The organism is Bacillus sp. RC251 (assembly GCF_044908765.1).
GTDB classification, from domain to species: domain Bacteria; phylum Bacillota; class Bacilli; order Bacillales; family Bacillaceae_G; genus Bacillus_A; species Bacillus_A wiedmannii.
In genome coordinates, this window is the sequence record NZ_JBIYDP010000001.1 from 1,834,700 (window position 1) to 1,853,375 (window position 18,676).

An 18,676-nucleotide genomic window follows, 5' to 3' on the forward strand; every position below is an offset into this window, starting at 1 on the left:
GTTCCTTTTTCTCCAGACTTATTTCTCAGTATAAAAGTTTTGCACTGCTTCATCAAAGTAAATCCAGCCTTTCCAACCTAAATGAATAGTATCCTTTAAGAAATACTTATCATATTCATGGCCAGAGAAATCAACTACTGGGTATCCTGCTTTTTCAACTTGTTCCCGAACTTTTTTATAATACACTTCACGGCGTTCTTTAGGGAAACCAGCGTAATCATACCACGGTCCGTTTACAGGTACAGAAATAAAGAGTGGTTTGACATTTTTCTCTTTAAAAATATTTAAAACAATTTGTAAGTCATCATATTCTGGTGATTCTTCATACGATTCATTTGCTCTAAAGTTTTTTAATCCTTTTAATTTTTTCTTTAAATTATGTTTATAGTAATACGGATTTTCAATTCCGAATGTGTTTGTAGTAGATTCCGCTTTTCCTTCTTCCTCCGCATGTTTACGTGCATCTACCCAAGAAATTGAACGAAGTCCGATATTTGTTTTCTCTTTCATCGGTTCGATTTTAAATAAAGAGTTAAATAAATCTCTATGATCTAAAATATTTCGATGCATATAAGCAAGTGGTTTAACTAAACCTGCTTTTATGTTATGTTTCGTATCATTATACACAATACCTTCTAATGAATTTTTTAATATATCATCTTCTTGAACAACTTTATAATCTAATAGTCGTTTCGCAATTTGCTTCTTCATTTCAACATTTATTTTATCATTAAAAATAAAATAATATGCTTGTTGCTTAGAGAAATTGTTAGTGAAATCCCCTTGTGATACCCCAGTCTTTGTAAACCATTGTGGTGATAAAACAAAGACCACCTTTTTACCTTCTAGTTCATCCATTGTAGACGTCATATTTAATATATGAGCTAAACTTTGCGTACCGCCAATCCCCATTAAATATGGCATAAAACCAGCCGGATTTACTTTAAAGTAATTAGACGGGTGATATGCATCCATTCGTAAAAATTCAGATGAACCATACATCGGTAAATAATGTGAATTATCTAGCATTTTTTGCTGTAAGAAAACACTTTGTAGTTTTTCTTTTTGTAAGGAAGTTGCCGCATCTTCTACCTTCTTATCACTAATAAGTGATACTAAACTTTTCGATGGGATTAATATGATAATGAAAAAAAGCACACACGCTAAAATTATGGGACCAAAAGCATGCTTCATTTTCATCGTCTCTTCCTCTTTCTATCACTATTAAATTGTAACCCTTGTTTTTGACACGCCATCATTTCTCTCCTTTTTCTCTATACATGTTCCATTCTATTTATCTATTATATACATGTATGTATTTCTTTCCTTGTTCTATTAAGTTCTATACAAATAGCGCAAGAAAATGTTTCCATAGAAACACGTTAATTATACAAGATTCTACATAAATTTCACACTGGAATTTTACTAATAATTTTATTTTTAAGACATGAAAAAATATATAAAATGTCTATACATTTGAAACTGTACAAAAAAACAGACTATCACATACGTGAAGTCTGTTTCTTCATAATTTTATTTCTGCACATCTGCCCATTTTAAACTTGTAGCTGGACCGAATTGATGTACATATAAATCTTTCACATGCGGCTTTTGTAAGTATGATAATCCGCGCTGGAATACCGGTGCAATTACTGCATCATCCAGTAACATTTTCTCAGCATCTTGCATTGCTTTCCAACGAGCTTTTTCATCATTACCTAATTCTGTTTTAATCTTCTTAATTAACGCGTCATATTCCGGATTTGCATATTCTGTATTGTTCACACTGCTTCCAGAAAGGAATACTTCTAAATAAGTCATTGGATCTGGATAATCCGGTAACCAGCGTGATAATGACATTTCATATTCTTTCTTCTTCTCTAACGCTAGTTTTTGCGTGTGTGGTTGTAATTTTACATTTACCTTTAAGCCTGGTAAGTTTTTCTCTAGCTCTTCTTTAATGTATTCTCCTACTTTTTTGAAGTTTTCTAAGTCATAGTTTAATAATTCAAGCGTCACTTCATTTGTACCGGTCTCTTGCTTCGCCTTTTCCCAATATTCTTTCGCCTGTTTTACATCAGTTTTATTAAACTCACCTGCTGTACTTCTAAAATCTTTTTTATCTGGACCTTTTAAAAATCCTTTTGGTACGTAATAGTTAGCAGCAACCGAACCATCATTTAAAAATGAAGTCGCAAGTCCTTTCTTATCAAACACTGTACTTAGCGCAAGCCTTGCGTTTTTATTTTTAAGAATCGGTACATTTTCATTGAATCGGAAGAAGTACATAACCGGATCTGTATATTGTTTTAGCTCTTTATTACTTTTATATTTATCGACGAATTCTGTAGAAATGACAGCTCTATCAACTTTATCTGTTTCATATAAATTTACCGCAGTTGAAATTTCTTTAACAATTTGATAGTTTACTTCATCTAGCTTCACTTCTTTCTTATCCCAATACTTATCGTTTTTTTTCAGTGTAAAACTCGCTTCATGCTTCCACTCTGATAATGTAAATGGCCCGTTATACACCGCTTTATTTGCTTCTAATCCGTACTTATCGCCCTGCTCTTTCGCATATTTTTCGTTAATTGGATAGAAGGACGGTAAAATAAGTAATTTCGTAAAATACGGCACTGGATGTTCTAGCTCTACAACGAATGTTTTATCATCCGTCGCTTTTACTCCTAATTCATCTAAACCTAATTGTTTCTTATTTATTTTCTCCGCATTTTTCACATCGTAAGCAATGTATGCATATTGAGAAGCAGTATCCGGATTAATCAGCTGCTTCCAAGCGTATACGTAATCTTGTGCTGTTACTGGATCTCCGTTAGACCATTTCGCTTCACGCAAGTGGAATGTATATGTTTTTCCATCTTTACTTACTTCATATTTTTGTGCTCCAGCCTCAATCACTTCATCATTTTTCGATAAACGGAATAATCCTTCCATTACGTTATTTAAAACGTTAAACGATACTGCATCTGTTACTTTCCCTGAATTTAATGACGGAATTTCACCCGTTTCTAGTAACTGCAATACTTTCTTCTCATCTTTCGGCTTTGTCGTTGTTTTTTCTTTTGCGCATCCTACTAAAAATGAAGAAACTAATAGAGTACTAACTAATGAGTAACGAACAACTTTTTTCATTTGAAAACCCCCTCTATTTTTTAAGGTAAGTAACGACGAGCACCAGCGTATTCTTCTATATATCCTGGTGTATTTAGCGGTATAATCTCTACTGATCTTTCAGCTCTTGGTGAGTGAATCATATTTCCGTCACCAATATACATAGCAACATGGTGAACACTACCTTTTCCTTGATCATGTGCAAAGAAGATTAAATCTCCTTTTTGTAAATTTTCTTTATCAACTGCAACTCCATTTCTCGATTGCGGACCTGAATCCCGCGGAATTGTAATACCGTGTGATTTATAAATCGTATGTGTAAATCCAGAGCAATCAAATCCAAAGCCACTTGTACCTGCCCATATATACGGTAATCCTAAAAACATTTTTCCAGTGTTTATTAAATCATCAGCTGTCGGAGTTGGAATATCATTTTGCGAACGGTAAACTGTCCCATCATTTTTTCGTAGCCAAGCTTTCTGTCCGTTTGGTAACAACACGCGGTACGAAATCGTATCTTCACTAAGTAGTGGCAGTCGCGTATTATAGCTCACTTCAAGTGATTTATGTTGTTCAGAAGGATTTATATATAAAATGGCTGTCGGTTTTGTTACTAATACGAAAGGTTCATTTGTTTTATCAGCAAATTCTTGATTATATGTTAACTGTTTTTCGGGCATCCACCCTGGATAGCCCTCTTCATTTCGAGGTGTTGGCTGACCATGGACTAACACTTTAACCCAGTCCCCTTTTTTATCAACAACCGTTACTTCTTGACCTAATAACGCTTGCGTTTCTAATTTATTTGCATTTGTTAACCAAAGTTTCTCATCAAGCGTCATTGATTTCGTCCACTTCCACAAATCAACTGGGTTTGTAGCGCTCGGTGCATCAATTGGCCGTAATGAATCAGGCGCAGTCCAAAGTGTTGCGGCAGATACATCGATAAACACTTTACTATCTTTCTTCTCTTCAGCATTTGCTGATGTAAACGATGAAAATATAAATAAAGTTGTTAAAAATGCAGTTCCTACTTTTTTCATAAATATCCCCCTTAAAAGATAGTTTACTAGTCTCTTTTCCTAAGATTTACTATTCACTGTCGTTTGAAGGTTTACCTTTGATCCAGAATAAGTCATTCCTTCCGGTTCTTCCATTAACCAAAGCGGTGCATCCAAATCGAAGTAATGAATATTAGGATGTGCAGCAGCTAAATGGGCTACAGCGCTAACAGAAAGTGAGGATTCCATCATACTTCCGACCATGCATTTTACACCAGCTGTTTCAGCAATATCGGCAATACGCCACGCTTCACGTATACCACCACATTTCATTAATTTAATATTAATTAAGTCTGCATATCCTCCTTGAACGATTTTCAATGCATCACTCGCTGAAAATATGCTTTCATCAGCCATAATAGGCGTTTGCACATGATCTTTGACGTACTTTAATCCATCCCAGTCTTTCGCATAAACAGGTTGTTCAATAAATTCAATATTTAAATTGCGATTTTCCATCTCTTTAATGATCGTAACCGCTTCTTTTGGATCCCACCCTTGATTTGCATCTAATCGTAACGTCGTATTTTTGGGTACGCTATTTCGAATCGCTTCAATACGTTCTAAATCTAAAGGAGCAGATTTCCCCACTTTAATTTTTAAAGTTTGAAATCCTTTTTCTACATGTTGCTTTGCCTCTTTCGCCATAATAAAAGGCTCATCTACACTCACCGTAATATCTGTATGAATGTCTTTCTTCCCGCCTAATAATGCGTAAAGTGGAACGTTTTGATGTTGACAATACACATCATATAAAGCGATATCTACCGCCGCCTTCGCACTTGAATTTCCAATACAACTCATTTGAATGTGCTGCAGTAACTGCTGAAATTGAATAATATCTTGACCAATTAAACAGGAACGCATCGGTCCTAAAATTGCTTCTTCAATTCCGTTAGCGAAATCCCCCGTAATAACTGGTGTTGCGGTTGCAGCACCCTTCCCAACAATTCCTGCATCTGTATAAATATATACATCTATACTTTCTATTTCAGTTACGGTACGAAGCGCCGTTTTAAACGGTGTATGAAGATTTACACGTCTACGATTTACTTTTACATCGGTAATTTTCATATTGTTCATCCTTTCGTTGTCTGACAAAGTGGAACCTTAATCCACAAAATAGATTAGTTTTTTACGGACAATTAATCTCCTCTTTCGCTTGCTTTTCATATAGGAGGTTAATGTAAAATAAAAAAATCCAGCCATAAGAAGATTCTTATGGCTGGATTTTGTCTAGGAATAGGTAGACAAAGCAGCGATTTGATTATATTTTTTCTGTGCATCTTTTAATGCTACAAGTAGTGCTTTTTGAGACGAACCAAAGTATCTATTTTTTATTTCTGTTACCAATAGTGGATCATTAATATTTTTATGTAGAAACAAATATTTAACGAATTGTGATGTTAATGCAATTGTCGCTGAGCAATCTGCATCTACAATTTCCCCTGTCTCCTTAACAAGTACAAACGCTACAAAATAACTTTTGAACTTTTCGGTAATAGGATTATTTTGAGGTGCTTTCGCATCCCCTACGATATAAATTGTATTTGAAGCGTACACAGCTATCTTCCTTTCTAATACGGGATAACGGTTTTCTTAATAGTCGTATGAGTGATAAACTCAACGTTGATTAAGAAATGTATCCGCTTACCTTGTATTATAATACAATTGACAGAATTTTAACAACATTTATTTCAGTGTATATTCCATAAGTATAAAAACAGCTCAAACTCTTCATTTTTACAATATGTGATTGTTACTTGTACCATGCCATTCATACATAAAAAAACAGCTAGCAATCGCTAACTGTTCTATTACACTACTTCGGCAACACAAATATAGTTTCATTTGACTTAGAAAATTGATATTCTTTTCTCGCAAACTTCAAAATTTCTTCCTCATCGTCTGTTAAATTTTCTATGTTAGTCTTTAAAGAATTCTGGTCTTTCTTTAAAGAGACCAATTGTTTTTTTTGATTCGTTATTATATCTTTTTTTTCTACGATTATTTCTTGTTGTTTCGTTAAAATAAATTGAAGGTACAAAGTAGCCGCCGCAATAAATATAAACATGAATATAAATCGTCTTAGTTTTTTCTTATTAATTGCTCGCTTCTCATTAGGCTGTGATAGTTGCTCTTCTATATTAGGAACATTTATTCGCTTGAGTTTCCTCATTATGAAATCCCCCTAACACATATATTTTCACTACCCTCGGCATAATCCCTTACTAACTATAATTCTATTCTTATAAAATAAGCTCCTTCACAAAAATATCTTACAAATCAACCAATTAAAGATAGCATTCGACGACATTTCCATATTTACATTGCATTTTTTTATGTATGCTGCCATAAAATAGTAGTTTCTGTTATTCTTTTTCTACTATTGTAGAAGAGTTTTTTTACACACAAAATACCTTCCCTACATATCGATGTTATAACATGCTTACAAGGAGGAAAAATATGCATTACCGTACATTAGGTAAAACTGGAATAACTGTCTCTGAAATAGGTTTTGGGGCATGGGCAATCGGTGGTGATGAATGGGGACCTGTTAACGATAAACAATCTATAACCGCTATAAAAAAAGCAATTGAGTGTGGTGTGAATTTTATTGATACTGCAGATGTGTATGGTTTAGGACATAGTGAAAAGTTAGTGTCTACCGCAATTAAAGGATATCGTAATGATATTATCCTATCAACGAAAGGCGGTTTAATCGGACATCACTACGATCCGAATGGAGAACCTGTATATGATACTCCCGAAAAAATCATCGCCGTATTTGAAACAAGTTTACAACGTCTTCAAACAGATTACATTGATCTTTATTTTTGTCATATTTGGTGGCATAACCGTAGAGAAACAGAAGCATTTTTACGTGCATTTGAAGTATTAAAACGTGATGGAAAAGTAAGAGCAGTCGGTGTTTCGACACATGATTTACAATACATTCGTCATTTCAATAAAAACAATGAAATTGACATCGTACAACTTGATTACAATATATTGAATCGAAAACCAGAAAATGATATTTTGCCATTCTTACAAGAAAAAAATCTAGGTGCTGTTATTCGTGGGCCGTTAAAAATGGGTATTTTAACTGGAAAATTCACAAATAAAACAACTTTTCCAAATGGAGATTTACGCAAAGATTGGCCAAATGAAAATTGGTTTCAAGAAGACTTACAAAAGGTAGAGAAACTTCGGTTGCTCTCAAATAAAAATCAGACCTTAGGGCAACTTGCACTTCGCTATATACTCACTCATCCAGCAGTGAGTGTTGTAATCCCAGGTGCAAAAACAGAAAAACAAGCACAAGAAAATGCAAATGCGTCTGTTCGCCCTATTTTGAGTGATGAGGAGATTAGCTATATTCAATCAATATAAAAAAGCCCGGCCTGGGCTTTTTAATTTTGTAAGTCAATATCATATTCCATGCTTCTTGCTGTTTCCTCAGCAATCTCCACACCTAACAAATTTTTTACAATATGAAATGACATGTTAATACCAGCTGAAATACCTGCAGATGTAATAATGTGTCCTTCATCTACAAATTTCACATTCTCCATTACTTCTACATTCGGAAAATCTTTTTTGAAGGTTTGAATACTAGCCCAATGCGTTGTTGCTTTTAAGCCTTCCAGTAAACCGGCTTTCGCAAGTAATAGTGCACCCGTACAAACTGAAGTCATTAGCTTTACTTCTTTCATTTGCTGACGAACCCAATTTATTATAATATCATTTTGCACTTCATTTTCCCGAACGCCTTTACCACCGGGAATGATTAAAATATCAACTGGTGGGAAATCTTCAATACTATAATCCGGTTTTACCTTTAATCCGTTTCTTGCTGTAATCATTTCTCCATTTTGGCTAACTGTATACACAGTAAATGGTTTTTCTTCATCCGCTTCGGTTACAGAAAAAACTTCAAATGGCCCAGCAAAGTCTAACACTTCTACCTCGTTAAATAAAAATATGCCCACACTCCATTTATTTATCATACGTTCACTTCCTGTTTTAAATGATGTAAAAGGTGATCATGTCCTTTTTCTAATGCAATATAATATGCTGTTCTCCCATCTTTCAAAATATTTAAGTTTCCCCTTCTTCTATATGTTCTATTGATTATGATATTTTCCTGTTAAAACTACAGTTTACATAATAATATTATCTCTCCGATAATTATCTGTTATTTTAAATATCAAATTTTTCCGTTAAAATAACACTAATCATGTTTAATATGGAGGAGAGATTATGTTACAAGTAATGCCTTTAAATAATGAAGACTATGATTTAATTACAGCTGCTGAAAAAGTAATCAAAAAAAAACTATAAATATGGTCGTCATCATATCGGTTCAGCTGTAAGAACTAAAGCAGGTAATATTTATGCAGCAGTGCATGTTGAAGCGAATGTTGGAAGAATAACAGTATGCGGTGAAGCTATGGCGATCGGAAAATCTACTTCAGAAGATGATCATGAATTTGATACCATTGTCGCAGTTGCTCACCCACACCCTCATGAAGATATAGAAAAATGTTGGGTTGTTGCTCCATGTGGTATGTGTCGAGAATTAATAAGTGATTACGGAAAAAATACGAACGTTATACTTTCTTATAATGGTGAACTTGTAAAATGTAACGTAATGGAATTATTACCTGAAAAGTACACAAGTGAAGTAGAATAATCATTCCTGTTTTCCATTCATCAAATAATATTATTCCAATAAAAAACAATCCATTTTAAAAACGGATTGTTTTTTTATTTCTTTTTTATGCAGTTTATTTTATTTTTCTATTTTCGATAATTATAAAATTATCATTAACAAAAATGAAATTCAAATATTCAAGTACGTATTGCGGTTCGTTTTTCATTTGAAAATTAAAATTCTATTTCTCCTTACATTCGAAAAATATCAATATAAATTCTCTAAAATAAGCAGTCTTATCATACTAATCTATAACAATTCTGTCTTCTTCCCTTACCTGTTTCCTTTAACACATATGATTTTAAAACAAGCGCTGTTAATGAATCTGTTAATGTTTTATATGATAAATTAGATAACGCTAATAGATCGTTCGTATATAACATTCTATGCTTCTCTAATAATAATAGTACTAATCGTTCCGACGGTTTTAATGCCTCATCACTTTCTAGTATAAAGTCTATATTTTTCATTTCTCTAATTGTTACTCCTTATATAAAAAAATACTTGCACAACTAATTTAATATAAAAATAATACACAACAAAATTTGAAGTATATTAAAATAACATCATTCCGAAACACTATTATACTATAACATAGAAAAAGCATTTCCCGAAATAGGAAATGCTTTTTAAAATTGCTTATATGTTTCTTCCAAACTTACATTATATTTCGAATTCTTATCCGTACAATTTCCTCCTAATTTTTGCTGGTCATAACGATGTATTTGTATTAAATTAACCTATTCCGAATTGATTTAAAGAAATAAAAACGGTTATTCTATCATACTCTAAACATGAATGAATAACCGTTTTCCAGCTTCTTCTCAATTATCATGTTCTACCTTAAATATTTCTTGCAATATGCGGCTTACTGTAATGACTTGTACCACCGCCGCCTACTACTACTTTACCTCCTTTTTCAAAAATTAATAATTTACTTGAACCATCTGCAAGTAGTACTATTACTTCAGCATTATTACTTGTTGCTACATAAATTACATAGCCACTTTTTGATATACATGTTTCCCAATTCGCATCAAATTCTGATCTTACTACACGATTGGAATACACTTGATTTTCAATTCTGTCTTGTTCTACGTTTTCCAAATTTATCCCCTACTTCTCTAAAATATCATTTATAGAAAAATAACAGTTCTATTTGAAATAGTAACTGCCTTTAATATAAGTAGTATATGTAGTTAGTAGAAGAATGCTTGGACAACCACCGGAACGTAATACCATGTAAGTAATATACAATTGAAATAAGGCAGACGATATTATATCGATTGCCTTATTTTCATACATAGTTCTTTATTTTTCGTTTCGCACAGCTTCAAAAGTAAACATTTGGTTTGCATTTGACGGTTCTTTTTCATAAACATAATCAGCGGAGCACGTAATGTTAGAGAAACCTATACTTTCTAACAGAAGTTTAAACTCTTCTATTCCATACCAGCGCACCGCAAAGCGTTGCAATTCCGTTTGTACTAACTGCCCTTTACTCCATTTTTCATATTTTAAATATGATAGAGTAACTTGGTTCAGCCAATCTATTTCAATTGATTTATTTTCTAATGTAATTCCGTCTCCGCTCGGCAAAGAAAAAGTCGATGTATGAATCTCTCCTGTTTTCCAGTCATGCGGAAGCATAATATCTACGATTAATCGCCCGCCTGGATTAAGATGTTCATAAAAACATTTCAATGCGTTTATAGAATCCGCACGATTTTCAATTAAACAAAAGGATCCAGTAGGAATGATAATTGCCTCATATTTATGCGGCAGTGAAAATTGTTGTAAACTTCCTTCATACAAATGAGGATGTAAGCCTCTCTCATTACATCGTATACGGCACGATTCTAGCATTTCAGGTGAATAGTCAATCCCATCCACTTTAAAACCAGCTTCAAGAAGTGGGATGATAACACGCCCTGATCCTACTGCCGCTTCGAGAATTCTTCCTCTACCATTTTTTAAACGTTCTTGGTAATACTCAATATCACCATTTAAAGAATACCCGACAGGCTTAGTGTAATCATAAAGTTCCGTGCAAAGTGTACTATAAAAACTAAACATTTATTTTCTCCTCCGTTTTATACGTACGGAAGATTTTAACTCAATTAATCTTCCTGTACCTTTATTTTTAATAAAAATTCGAAAGAGCTGACTGTCATAATATATCACTCGCTTTCCATACAATATAATTATATTGTATAATATTCCATTTAAAATGAACATATGAAAATTCAGAATTATATTAAAAGGAGGATATGATGAATTCATTAATTGGACTTATTTTTCTTCTTATCACTTTTAATACACTGATTTTCTTTATAGCAAAGAAATATAAACGAATATGGAAAATAGCTAGTGGTATTTTCATACTTTCTTCTCCCGTTGTTTTCTTCGCCACTTTGCACGTAATTGGTGAAAAAGTAGGAGATGGATTCGCTGGAGGTTTTGCTGGGCTAACCTTTAGTGGTCTATTGATCATGAATGCAATTTTTTTATTTGTTGTAAGCATTTTTGTATCTACTAATAAAAATTCATAATAAACTCCCCATTTCAAAGTTTAAAGAGCTTACTATGCAGTAAGCTCTTTATTCATAACTATTTATTTCACAATCGGCAATGTTACTTCACTTAATTTTACTGTAAGCTTCGTGCCCGCTTTCGGTCTAATTGTATAATCATAGTCACTAGCGATTAAAATGACCCCTATTTGATGCCCCGCTTTAAATACATAATCATCAGGCTGCATATCCCATGTAAATGTATAATCTTTGCCCGGTTGAATCGCTGTTGAATTTTCTATACTCTTTAAGTTTTGTGGATCCATCCAGCCTCTCGTTACAATTTCCGGCTTTGCTCCACCATAATCAACAAGTAAAGCAGTTAAATTTGATACAGATCGATTAATATTTCCTGTAATTGAAATCTTTGGTGTACCGCTTATACGCGTATCTTTTTGCAGTACAGGCATTGTATACACTAATCGATTGGCTACTTCTAATTCTGGTTTTTCTATTAATTGATTTGATTTCATTTTTGCATCATCCACGAATGAGAAAACTTTATTTGCAGAGCCCATACTTAATGGCAAATTAACTGCTTTGTTACTTAAATACATACGAACTTTTGACGGTACAGCTGCTGGATCCGGCCAATTTTTTATTTTATCCCAAGTTTTATTTTCACGTTGAACATCAACCATTGGTTCATTCATAATTCCATTTTCAATTCCATACAGCCAATAATCGAGCCATTTATTTTGTGTTCTTTGCCAGTCATTCGTTGATGTTCCACCATGTCCACCTTGATGTAACCACATTTTACGAGGAACATTATTTTCTCCAAGTGCATCCCACCATTGCGCGAACTGCTTCGTCTTTACATTCCAATCATTTAAACCATGAACAACAAATACGCTTGCTTTTACATTTTTAGCATCTTTTACATAATTACGTTTATCCCAAAAACCATTATAATTACCAGTTTTTCGGTCTTGTCCAGCTGTTAACTCTTTTATTACTTGTCCGCAAACTTCAGGATTTTCTCTTGTTAGTACTGCTTCGGCCATGTTATCTGTATCTTCTCCTTGGTATCCACCTGGCGCAATGACTGCACCATTTGCACGATAATAATCATACCAACTACTAATCGCTGCGATTGGAATAATTGTTTTTAACCCTTCAACACCAGTCGTCGCAACAGCATTCGGTAACGTACCATTATAAGAAACACCTGTCATACCTACATTTCCTGTAGACCAATCAGCCTTAACCTCCTCACCATTTTCTGTATATGCTTTCGCACGCCCATTTACCCAATCAATAACAGATTTCGTCCCTAATATTTCTTGCTCATCCCCTGTAGTTGGACATCCGTCTGACTTTCCAGTTCCAATACTTTCACCTAAAATGACTGCATAGCCTCTTGGCACATAATAATTGCCGTACGAACCAAGATTAACAGCTCCATACGGTTTGCCTTCATACGCATACAATTCTTCATCTACATTATATACAGGAACATCTTTTAAACCCGCTCGATATGGGCTCATTTCATATATAACGGGCACTTTCACATTAGGATCTGTTTTGGGGCGCATAACTTTTACTGACACTCTGTCTTTTTTTCCATCTCGATCGCTATCAACTTCCGTCTCTACAAATAGATTTTCGATAATTGCTTCATCAAGCGAATAAATCGGTTTTGTCATCCCATTTTCTAATTCAATCTTCGTATTTGATTGTACCCCTTCTGAAACTTTCCCATTTAACTTCACATCATTCTCATTTATGTAGTTTGTTTCTTTATTGTCTGCATACGCAGTCATACTAGAAACTCCCGATATGACTGATAAAGATAAAATTGTTGATAATGTAATTGCTATTTTCTTTTTCCCCATACTCTTTCCTCCCCATATATTTCTCCTTTTACTATACAATAAAATTACTGAAAATTCAGTTTATATTTTATACAACCACTTGAGAAATTTGTAGATCACTCTTTCAACGGGCTTTCAAGTATATATATTTTGAATTACTACTTACATATAATCAATAAAAAACATCGCCTATTAATAGACGATGCTTCTACTAGTATTAAATTAATCGTTCTTCATATTTATATAAAATCGTATCTCTCCCTCTAAAGTAGAAACTCCATAGTTAAAACCATGTCTTTCTAAGATGCTTTTTACGATTGCTAAACCTAGTCCTGTGCCTGAATGGTCTTTACTGCGAGAAGATTCTAAGACGTAAAATGGTTCCCAAATTTTATCGATATCTTTCATTTGTTCCGCATTCATACCATTTTGAATTTGAAAATATACACTTTCATTTCGTTCTTCTAAAGTAATTTTTATATGTTGATTTGCTGTATATTTTATCGCATTTGAAATTAAATTTTGAAACACCATTCTCATTTTATTTACATCTGCATAAACAACTGCATCGCTAACATTATAGTTCACTTGCAAATTAATCTCTTTCGATTCCAATTCAATCTTATGCTTATCTAATATACTTTGGACTAGTGATTTAATATCGAATTCTTCTTTTTCTAAAACATCTCTTTCTAGTTTAGAAAATCGTAATAACTCTTCAATTAGGTTTGAAATGTGATCAGTTTGTTTAATAATAGTATCTATGTATGTACCATCATCTAAACCATCTTTTATTCCCATAGAATATGCTTTCACTAATGCGATTGGAGTTTTTAATTCATGCGTCACATCACCCATAAATCGTTTTAAATGTTCATTTCGATCTGTTAAATCTTCATGCGCTTCATTTAGTTTTTCACTCATGATATTAATACTATTAGCTAAGTCTCCTATTTCATCATTTGTTTTCACTTTCGTTCGTTCAAATTTCAAATTTGAAATATCTTCTGCAACATTACTTAATTCTTTCAATGGTCTAGTGATTGTTGTTGAAAGTATCCATACAAGTACGATAATGAGAAAAATCGTAATGCCAAAAATGTAAAAATAAAATGAATTTAACGTTTTTATTACTTCATTAGAATGTGCGATCGAAACTCCTACTAAAATTAACATATCGTCTTTCGCAATGTATTTCACAAAAAAACTAGATTTAATCTTTTCTTGATCATATATTTTATTCGCTTGCCTGAAGTTCTTTACTTTCATTACTTCTTCTTTTGTAATCCAAAGTTTATTAAGGGCAACCCTTTTCCTTGTAAGTTGCATACGTAACTCATCATTAATTTGATCTTCCGAATTGTTAATTGATGTATACGCAATCGTAACATTTCCTTTATTTTCAATGCTAGTAATTGCTTCATCCAGTTGTTGGCTCGGTATGGACTGTATTTGTGCTGTAATACCTTCTAAACTTTCTCGCGTTTTGTAAATATTATATTTCGGTAAAAGATAGTTAATTAATAATAAACAGATTGTAAAAATAAGAATAACAGTTAAAGAAATGCTGAGAAATAGCTTTTTTCCAAGTTTATTCACTCTGCTCCTCCAAACTATATCCTAGCCCGCGGTGCGTCTTTATAATATTTTCTCCTACTTTTTTACGTAATCTTCTTACATGTGTATCAACAGTTCGCTCTTCTCCGAAATAGTCAAATCCCCATACGATATCTAACAATTTTTTACGAGTTAAAATCATGCCTTTATGATTTAAAAAACACTTTATTAATTCTAGCTCTGTTTTTGTAATATCTAACTCTTTGTCATTTTTATAAACTTTATTTTTAGTGAAATCTATTTTCAAATCTTGAACTTGAATGACATCATTATGCTGTATAAGCTTTTTCGCTCTAGTTATTAATACGCCTGGATGAAATGGTTTTTTTACGTACTCATCTGCACCACTTTGAAGCGCCGCTAATTCGTCTTCGCTTTCACTTTTCGCCGTAAGCATTAATACTTTAACGCTTGAGTTCTTTTTTATTTCCTGACAAACAGTAATACCGCTATGTTTCGGCATCATCCAGTCTAAAATAGCTAAATCAATTTTTTCATCATAAAATATTTGAAGTGCTTCTTCTCCATCTTTCGCTAATAAAACTTCGAAGCCTTCTTTCTCGAAATAAGCTTTTAAAATCCTTAACATATCTTGTTCATCATCTGCTATTAATACTTTCATACATGATCCTCCATTGCTATTAAACAAAAACCAATTGTATTATACAACTTCTTTGTTACATAAATGTGACAGAAAAATATTTAAACTTTTTAAGGGTATAGTAAAGACGAGGTGTTGTATTATGATTAAAAAAATCGGGGTCATTACTTTTCTTTGTTTCTTATTATCAACAAATGTGTTCGCAAATACAAATCAACAAATTGAAGTGTTTGATTGTCAAAAAGAAATGGTCGTTCAAAAACAATCTTTAGATCCAGCTATTCAAAAAGAAGCTGTTCAATATGCTAAATCGATTACTGGCCCATTCAAAAACTTAAACGTCGTTCCAAAAGATGGTCACATGATAAAAATCCCTTTATCTAAACCAGTTTCTATTACAAATCAATGGTTACATACAACAATTGATGAAGTACTTATCCTTCTCCCGCTTAATCAAAAACCTTATATTATGCTTTACGATGATGAAAATAATCCACATTTTTATTATGTAAAAGGTGATCCGAAGGGATTATTGAAAGAGATGAATGTTAAATTATAATATAAGAAAGATCCCATAAATATCATTTGTGGGATCTTTCATTATCAGTTAGCAACTGCATTTTCATTTAAAAAATGAATAATCTGTCTTTTATGATGGTTATCATGCTCTATAAATTCTTTAATAATATATATAAGAGAATACGGCGTTCCAGTATGAGGACAGTGTGATACTCCATTGGCTGTTAAAGGTTTCTTTAGTTTTTCATCATGCAGTAATCTAAGTTCTTTTACGAGTAACTCTCTTTTAGCTTTTGCTTCTTCAAGAAGTCTCATCTTAGATATTCCTGATTTAGCATAATTAGATGCTAGTTTATTATATGTATCAAAATCAGGAAACTCCATTCCCTGTCCTTCTCGCACTGATGGTAATACTTTAGTTAAAAGACATTCATCCCAATTCATAATATGAGATACAATCTCACCAATAGTCCATTTCCCCTCTGATATTGGATTCATCCACAATTCTTCTTTCATACCTTTCAATGTATTTAGCCAAATTGAATATTCATTGAAATCGTGAATAATTTTATTTTCTCCCATCATCCAATTCCCCATTCTAATAATAGATTCAAATAAATTATAGCATCAATCCACACGAAATAGAACAAAAGTTCTATCAAGAGGGCGATACATATAAATTCACTACATCCTTTTATTCAAGTTCAAATAATGGCTCGCTCCCACAAATTTTATCCCTTTCACAAATCCAATCGAAGTATAAAATTTGTCACCCTGTACTGTATCTGTATTTAAAACAACAATATTAAAATATTTTTTCGCATCGCTTATAATTCTTACTAATAATAACCTACCTAATCCTTTCCGGCGGTATTCTTTTGCAATATAAAATCTTCTTAACCGGCTAATCTTATTGTTTTCTGTATATGGATCCTCATTCAGCCCTCCTATTCCAATCAACTTTTCCCCTTGAAAAATGCCATATAAACATTCACCAGTTTTGTTAAATATGTTTATTTTATTTTCATATTCACTTATTAGTCTTATTAAGAAATTAAATCCTTCTTCTTTACTTTCTTCAATGAGATAGTCGTATTCGTATATCATTAAATCTTCAATTTGTTGAATATGTATGTCTTTCAAGTAAATTCCCCCTTAATATAAAAATACGTAAAAATGCTCAAGAATTATTTATTCTGAGCATTTTTATGGTTGTTATTTTATTTAATTCGTAGTGTGCATATTCTTTACTTCATGCAATATCCCCTTCAACTCCAATAAATCATCTATTACTATATCCGCCTGAGCAAGTTCATCTTCTTGCGCAAAATCAAAATTACATCCAATCGCAATCAAGCCATTATCTTTAGCTGCGTTTATATCAGATAACCGGTCCCCAACTACAGCTGCTTCTTTTATATCATATTTGTTTAAAATACTTTTTACTAAGTCGCTTTTATTAAGTGAGTTTATTTGCTCAATACTAAATGTTTCAGTAACCCATTGGTCTAAATCATAATAAGATACGATTGCTCGTAAATATTCAGTTAAACCATTACTAGCAATATATATTGAACAATTATTTTCTTTTATATATGTAAAAACTTCTTTTACGTTCGGGTATAAAGCACCTTTTCCGCTCTTAATGTTTTCAATTAATCTTTCTAAAAAATATGCATCTGTTTGTTCTCTTACTTCAATAGAATGATTCGGTAATAAAGCTTCCCAGACTTTCGGCAAAGGCACACCCATAATTTCACGGTATTTTTCAATAGGTGTTACCGTATCCCATAATTGTAGTGATCTTAAGTAATCAAAAGTATCATCTAACGATAATTCTAAAATTTTATCAGTTTGAAATAACGTTCCGTCCATATCAAAAATTAATGCTTGTAACATGTCATTCTCCCCTTTTGAACTATAAGTTTTACTCGATATATTTTTCAGCATCTCAACGATAATTTCTGAACAATAATTTGCGGCAGTTTTCGCGAAGTCGTCATAAGAAATTTGCGCTTCATCATCTGCACTGTCAGAAATACATCTTATAACAAGAAATGGTACTTCATTTATGTAAGCAACATGGCCAATTGCTGCGCCTTCCATTTCTGTACAATGCGGCGCATATTCGTCTATTAATTTCGCTTTTAGTTTTGAATCCTCAACAAAACATTCACCACTGACGATTCTTCCTTCATGAATCTCCATATGTAAACTACTACTATTGCATGCTGTACGTGCTAACTCTATTAATTCCTTACTTGCATTAAATTCTTCTTGGAACGGGAATAAGTTTTTCATTTGAGTTTTACTTACATCATGATGGGTAACATTCGTTGAAATAACGATATCACCAACTTTTACATCTGGATGTAATCCGCCAGCAACACCTATATTGATGATAGCATCTACATCAAATTTATGAATTAATGTTTGCGTACATGCGGCTGCATTTACTTTCCCTACACCAGAACGTGTAATAATTACTTTTGTTCCCATGAATTCGCCAATGTAAAAAGGCATTCCCGCAATCGTCTGTTCTTCTTGTATAGCTAGTTTTTCTAGAAGTAAGTCTATTTCGATTTGCATTGCTCCGATAATGCCGATTCTGTTCATGAATGTTATCTCCTTTTTTC

19 protein-coding genes and 2 pseudogenes are annotated in these 18,676 nt (G+C 32.9%); 4 read left to right on the forward strand and 17 right to left on the reverse strand.

Annotation, left to right across the window (positions count from 1 at the left end):
• Positions 1-18 precede the first annotated feature (18 nt).
• The 6 genes from dltD to ABH961_RS09320 form a co-directional block, all read right to left on the reverse strand.
• Positions 19-1,200, reverse strand: coding sequence for a D-alanyl-lipoteichoic acid biosynthesis protein DltD (gene dltD / locus ABH961_RS09295; protein WP_098076171.1), 1,182 nt, complete (start codon positions 1,198-1,200; stop codon positions 19-21).
• A 333-nt stretch (positions 1,201-1,533) separates the two neighbouring features.
• A complete protein-coding gene (locus tag ABH961_RS09300; RefSeq protein ID WP_048547442.1) occupies positions 1,534-3,156 on the reverse strand; it encodes a peptide ABC transporter substrate-binding protein in 1,623 nt (540 codons plus the stop codon).
• Between the two features lie 20 nt (positions 3,157-3,176).
• Positions 3,177-4,178, reverse strand: a complete 1,002-nt coding sequence (locus ABH961_RS09305) for a C40 family peptidase (RefSeq protein ID WP_048547444.1) — start codon at positions 4,176-4,178, stop codon at positions 3,177-3,179.
• 39 nt (positions 4,179-4,217) lie between these two features.
• Positions 4,218-5,279 (reverse strand): dipeptide epimerase, encoded by a 1,062-nt coding sequence (locus ABH961_RS09310; protein WP_404519328.1) that lies wholly within the window; start codon positions 5,277-5,279, stop codon positions 4,218-4,220.
• A 153-nt stretch (positions 5,280-5,432) separates the two neighbouring features.
• Positions 5,433-5,759 (reverse strand): DUF3870 domain-containing protein, encoded by a 327-nt coding sequence (locus tag ABH961_RS09315; RefSeq protein WP_048547447.1) that lies wholly within the window; start codon positions 5,757-5,759, stop codon positions 5,433-5,435.
• A 259-nt stretch (positions 5,760-6,018) separates the two neighbouring features.
• Positions 6,019-6,375 (reverse strand): FtsB family cell division protein, encoded by a 357-nt coding sequence (locus ABH961_RS09320; protein WP_098132614.1) that lies wholly within the window; start codon positions 6,373-6,375, stop codon positions 6,019-6,021.
• Positions 6,376-6,662: 287 nt separating this feature from the next.
• Between ABH961_RS09320 and ABH961_RS09325 the strand changes: the two genes are divergently transcribed.
• Complete coding sequence (locus tag ABH961_RS09325; protein ID WP_048547451.1) at positions 6,663-7,589, forward strand: aldo/keto reductase; 927 nt, start codon at positions 6,663-6,665, stop codon at positions 7,587-7,589.
• A gap of 20 nt (positions 7,590-7,609) precedes the next feature.
• Here ABH961_RS09325 and ABH961_RS09330 read toward each other — a convergent pair whose 3' ends face one another.
• Both ABH961_RS09330 and ABH961_RS09335 read right to left on the reverse strand, forming a co-directional pair.
• Positions 7,610-8,206 carry a DJ-1/PfpI family protein gene (locus ABH961_RS09330; protein ID WP_048547453.1) on the reverse strand — a complete coding sequence of 199 codons (597 nt, stop codon included), beginning with the start codon at positions 8,204-8,206 and terminating at the stop codon, positions 7,610-7,612.
• Positions 8,203-8,286: pseudogene (locus ABH961_RS09335) on the reverse strand (ankyrin repeat domain-containing protein); the annotation flags it as partial. The gene ABH961_RS09330 and the pseudogene ABH961_RS09335, both read right to left, overlap by 4 nt.
• Before the next feature lie 173 nt (positions 8,287-8,459).
• On the opposite strand from ABH961_RS09335, the pseudogene ABH961_RS09340 reads away from it, so the two are divergent.
• A pseudogene (locus tag ABH961_RS09340) lies at positions 8,460-8,892 on the forward strand (cytidine deaminase).
• Between the two features lie 260 nt (positions 8,893-9,152).
• Here the strand turns inward: ABH961_RS09340 and ABH961_RS09345 are convergent.
• From ABH961_RS09345 to ABH961_RS09355, 3 genes are all read right to left on the reverse strand, one after another.
• Positions 9,153-9,383: a hypothetical protein gene (locus tag ABH961_RS09345; RefSeq protein WP_000789031.1), complete on the reverse strand. Its 231-nt coding sequence runs from the start codon at positions 9,381-9,383 to the stop codon at positions 9,153-9,155.
• Positions 9,384-9,756: 373 nt separating this feature from the next.
• The gene (locus ABH961_RS09350) at positions 9,757-10,020 is read right to left on the reverse strand and encodes a hypothetical protein (RefSeq protein WP_000432423.1); all 264 of its coding nucleotides are present in this window, start codon (positions 10,018-10,020) and stop codon (positions 9,757-9,759) included.
• A gap of 204 nt (positions 10,021-10,224) precedes the next feature.
• Positions 10,225-10,989, reverse strand: a complete 765-nt coding sequence (locus ABH961_RS09355; protein WP_048547454.1) for a class I SAM-dependent methyltransferase — start codon at positions 10,987-10,989, stop codon at positions 10,225-10,227.
• A 194-nt stretch (positions 10,990-11,183) separates the two neighbouring features.
• Here ABH961_RS09355 and ABH961_RS09360 point away from each other — a divergent pair, with 194 nt between their 5' ends.
• The gene (locus ABH961_RS09360) at positions 11,184-11,465 is read left to right on the forward strand and encodes a hypothetical protein (RefSeq protein WP_095205752.1); all 282 of its coding nucleotides are present in this window, start codon (positions 11,184-11,186) and stop codon (positions 11,463-11,465) included.
• Between the two features lie 62 nt (positions 11,466-11,527).
• Here ABH961_RS09360 and ABH961_RS09365 read toward each other — a convergent pair whose 3' ends face one another.
• The 3 genes from ABH961_RS09365 to ABH961_RS09375 all read right to left on the reverse strand — a co-directional run bounded on the left by ABH961_RS09365 (position 11,528) and on the right by ABH961_RS09375 (position 15,542).
• Positions 11,528-13,324 (reverse strand): Xaa-Pro dipeptidyl-peptidase, encoded by a 1,797-nt coding sequence (locus tag ABH961_RS09365; RefSeq protein WP_048547458.1) that lies wholly within the window; start codon positions 13,322-13,324, stop codon positions 11,528-11,530.
• 201 nt (positions 13,325-13,525) lie between these two features.
• On the reverse strand, positions 13,526-14,902 hold the full coding sequence (locus ABH961_RS09370) for a sensor histidine kinase (RefSeq protein ID WP_098079512.1): 1,377 nt from the start codon (positions 14,900-14,902) through the stop codon (positions 13,526-13,528).
• Positions 14,895-15,542: a response regulator transcription factor gene (locus ABH961_RS09375; RefSeq protein WP_098076181.1), complete on the reverse strand. Its 648-nt coding sequence runs from the start codon at positions 15,540-15,542 to the stop codon at positions 14,895-14,897. The genes ABH961_RS09370 and ABH961_RS09375 overlap by 8 nt, the downstream gene beginning before the upstream one ends.
• 121 nt (positions 15,543-15,663) lie before the next feature.
• On the opposite strand from ABH961_RS09375, the gene ABH961_RS09380 reads away from it, so the two are divergent.
• Positions 15,664-16,080, forward strand: a complete 417-nt coding sequence (locus ABH961_RS09380) for a hypothetical protein (protein WP_048547464.1) — start codon at positions 15,664-15,666, stop codon at positions 16,078-16,080.
• Positions 16,081-16,124: 44 nt separating this feature from the next.
• On the opposite strand, the gene ABH961_RS09385 is transcribed toward ABH961_RS09380, so the two are convergent.
• The 3 genes from ABH961_RS09385 to ABH961_RS09395 form a co-directional block, all read right to left on the reverse strand.
• The gene (locus ABH961_RS09385; RefSeq protein ID WP_048547466.1) at positions 16,125-16,622 is read right to left on the reverse strand and encodes a DinB family protein; all 498 of its coding nucleotides are present in this window, start codon (positions 16,620-16,622) and stop codon (positions 16,125-16,127) included.
• Positions 16,623-16,724: 102 nt separating this feature from the next.
• Positions 16,725-17,183 carry a GNAT family N-acetyltransferase gene (locus ABH961_RS09390; RefSeq protein ID WP_048547468.1) on the reverse strand — a complete coding sequence of 153 codons (459 nt, stop codon included), beginning with the start codon at positions 17,181-17,183 and terminating at the stop codon, positions 16,725-16,727.
• 81 nt (positions 17,184-17,264) lie between these two features.
• A complete protein-coding gene (locus ABH961_RS09395) occupies positions 17,265-18,656 on the reverse strand; it encodes a 5'-methylthioadenosine/adenosylhomocysteine nucleosidase (RefSeq protein ID WP_404519278.1) in 1,392 nt (463 codons plus the stop codon).
• Positions 18,657-18,676 lie beyond the last annotated feature (20 nt).

Bases quoted from the DNA above. Each gene is read 5' to 3' on its own strand.
- ABH961_RS09380 (WP_048547464.1), top strand. From the start codon at position 15,664: ATGATTAAAAAAATCGGGGTCATTACTTTTCTTTGTTTCTTATTATCA.
- ABH961_RS09330 (WP_048547453.1), bottom strand. From the start codon at position 8,206: ATGATAAATAAATGGAGTGTGGGCATATTTTTATTTAACGAGGTAGAA.
- ABH961_RS09300 (WP_048547442.1), bottom strand. From the start codon at position 3,156: ATGAAAAAAGTTGTTCGTTACTCATTAGTTAGTACTCTATTAGTTTCT.
- ABH961_RS09345 (WP_000789031.1), bottom strand. From the start codon at position 9,383: ATGAAAAATATAGACTTTATACTAGAAAGTGATGAGGCATTAAAACCG.
- ABH961_RS09305 (WP_048547444.1), bottom strand. From the start codon at position 4,178: ATGAAAAAAGTAGGAACTGCATTTTTAACAACTTTATTTATATTTTCA.
- ABH961_RS09325 (WP_048547451.1), top strand. From the start codon at position 6,663: ATGCATTACCGTACATTAGGTAAAACTGGAATAACTGTCTCTGAAATA.
- ABH961_RS09385 (WP_048547466.1), bottom strand. From the start codon at position 16,622: ATGGGAGAAAATAAAATTATTCACGATTTCAATGAATATTCAATTTGG.
- ABH961_RS09395 (WP_404519278.1), bottom strand. From the start codon at position 18,656: ATGAACAGAATCGGCATTATCGGAGCAATGCAAATCGAAATAGACTTA.
- ABH961_RS09310 (WP_404519328.1), bottom strand. From the start codon at position 5,279: ATGAACAATATGAAAATTACCGATGTAAAAGTAAATCGTAGACGTGTA.
- ABH961_RS09375 (WP_098076181.1), bottom strand. From the start codon at position 15,542: ATGAAAGTATTAATAGCAGATGATGAACAAGATATGTTAAGGATTTTA.
- ABH961_RS09365 (WP_048547458.1), bottom strand. From the start codon at position 13,324: ATGGGGAAAAAGAAAATAGCAATTACATTATCAACAATTTTATCTTTA.
- ABH961_RS09360 (WP_095205752.1), top strand. From the start codon at position 11,184: ATGATGAATTCATTAATTGGACTTATTTTTCTTCTTATCACTTTTAAT.
- dltD (WP_098076171.1), bottom strand. From the start codon at position 1,200: ATGAAAATGAAGCATGCTTTTGGTCCCATAATTTTAGCGTGTGTGCTT.
- ABH961_RS09355 (WP_048547454.1), bottom strand. From the start codon at position 10,989: ATGTTTAGTTTTTATAGTACACTTTGCACGGAACTTTATGATTACACT.
- ABH961_RS09320 (WP_098132614.1), bottom strand. From the start codon at position 6,375: ATGAGGAAACTCAAGCGAATAAATGTTCCTAATATAGAAGAGCAACTA.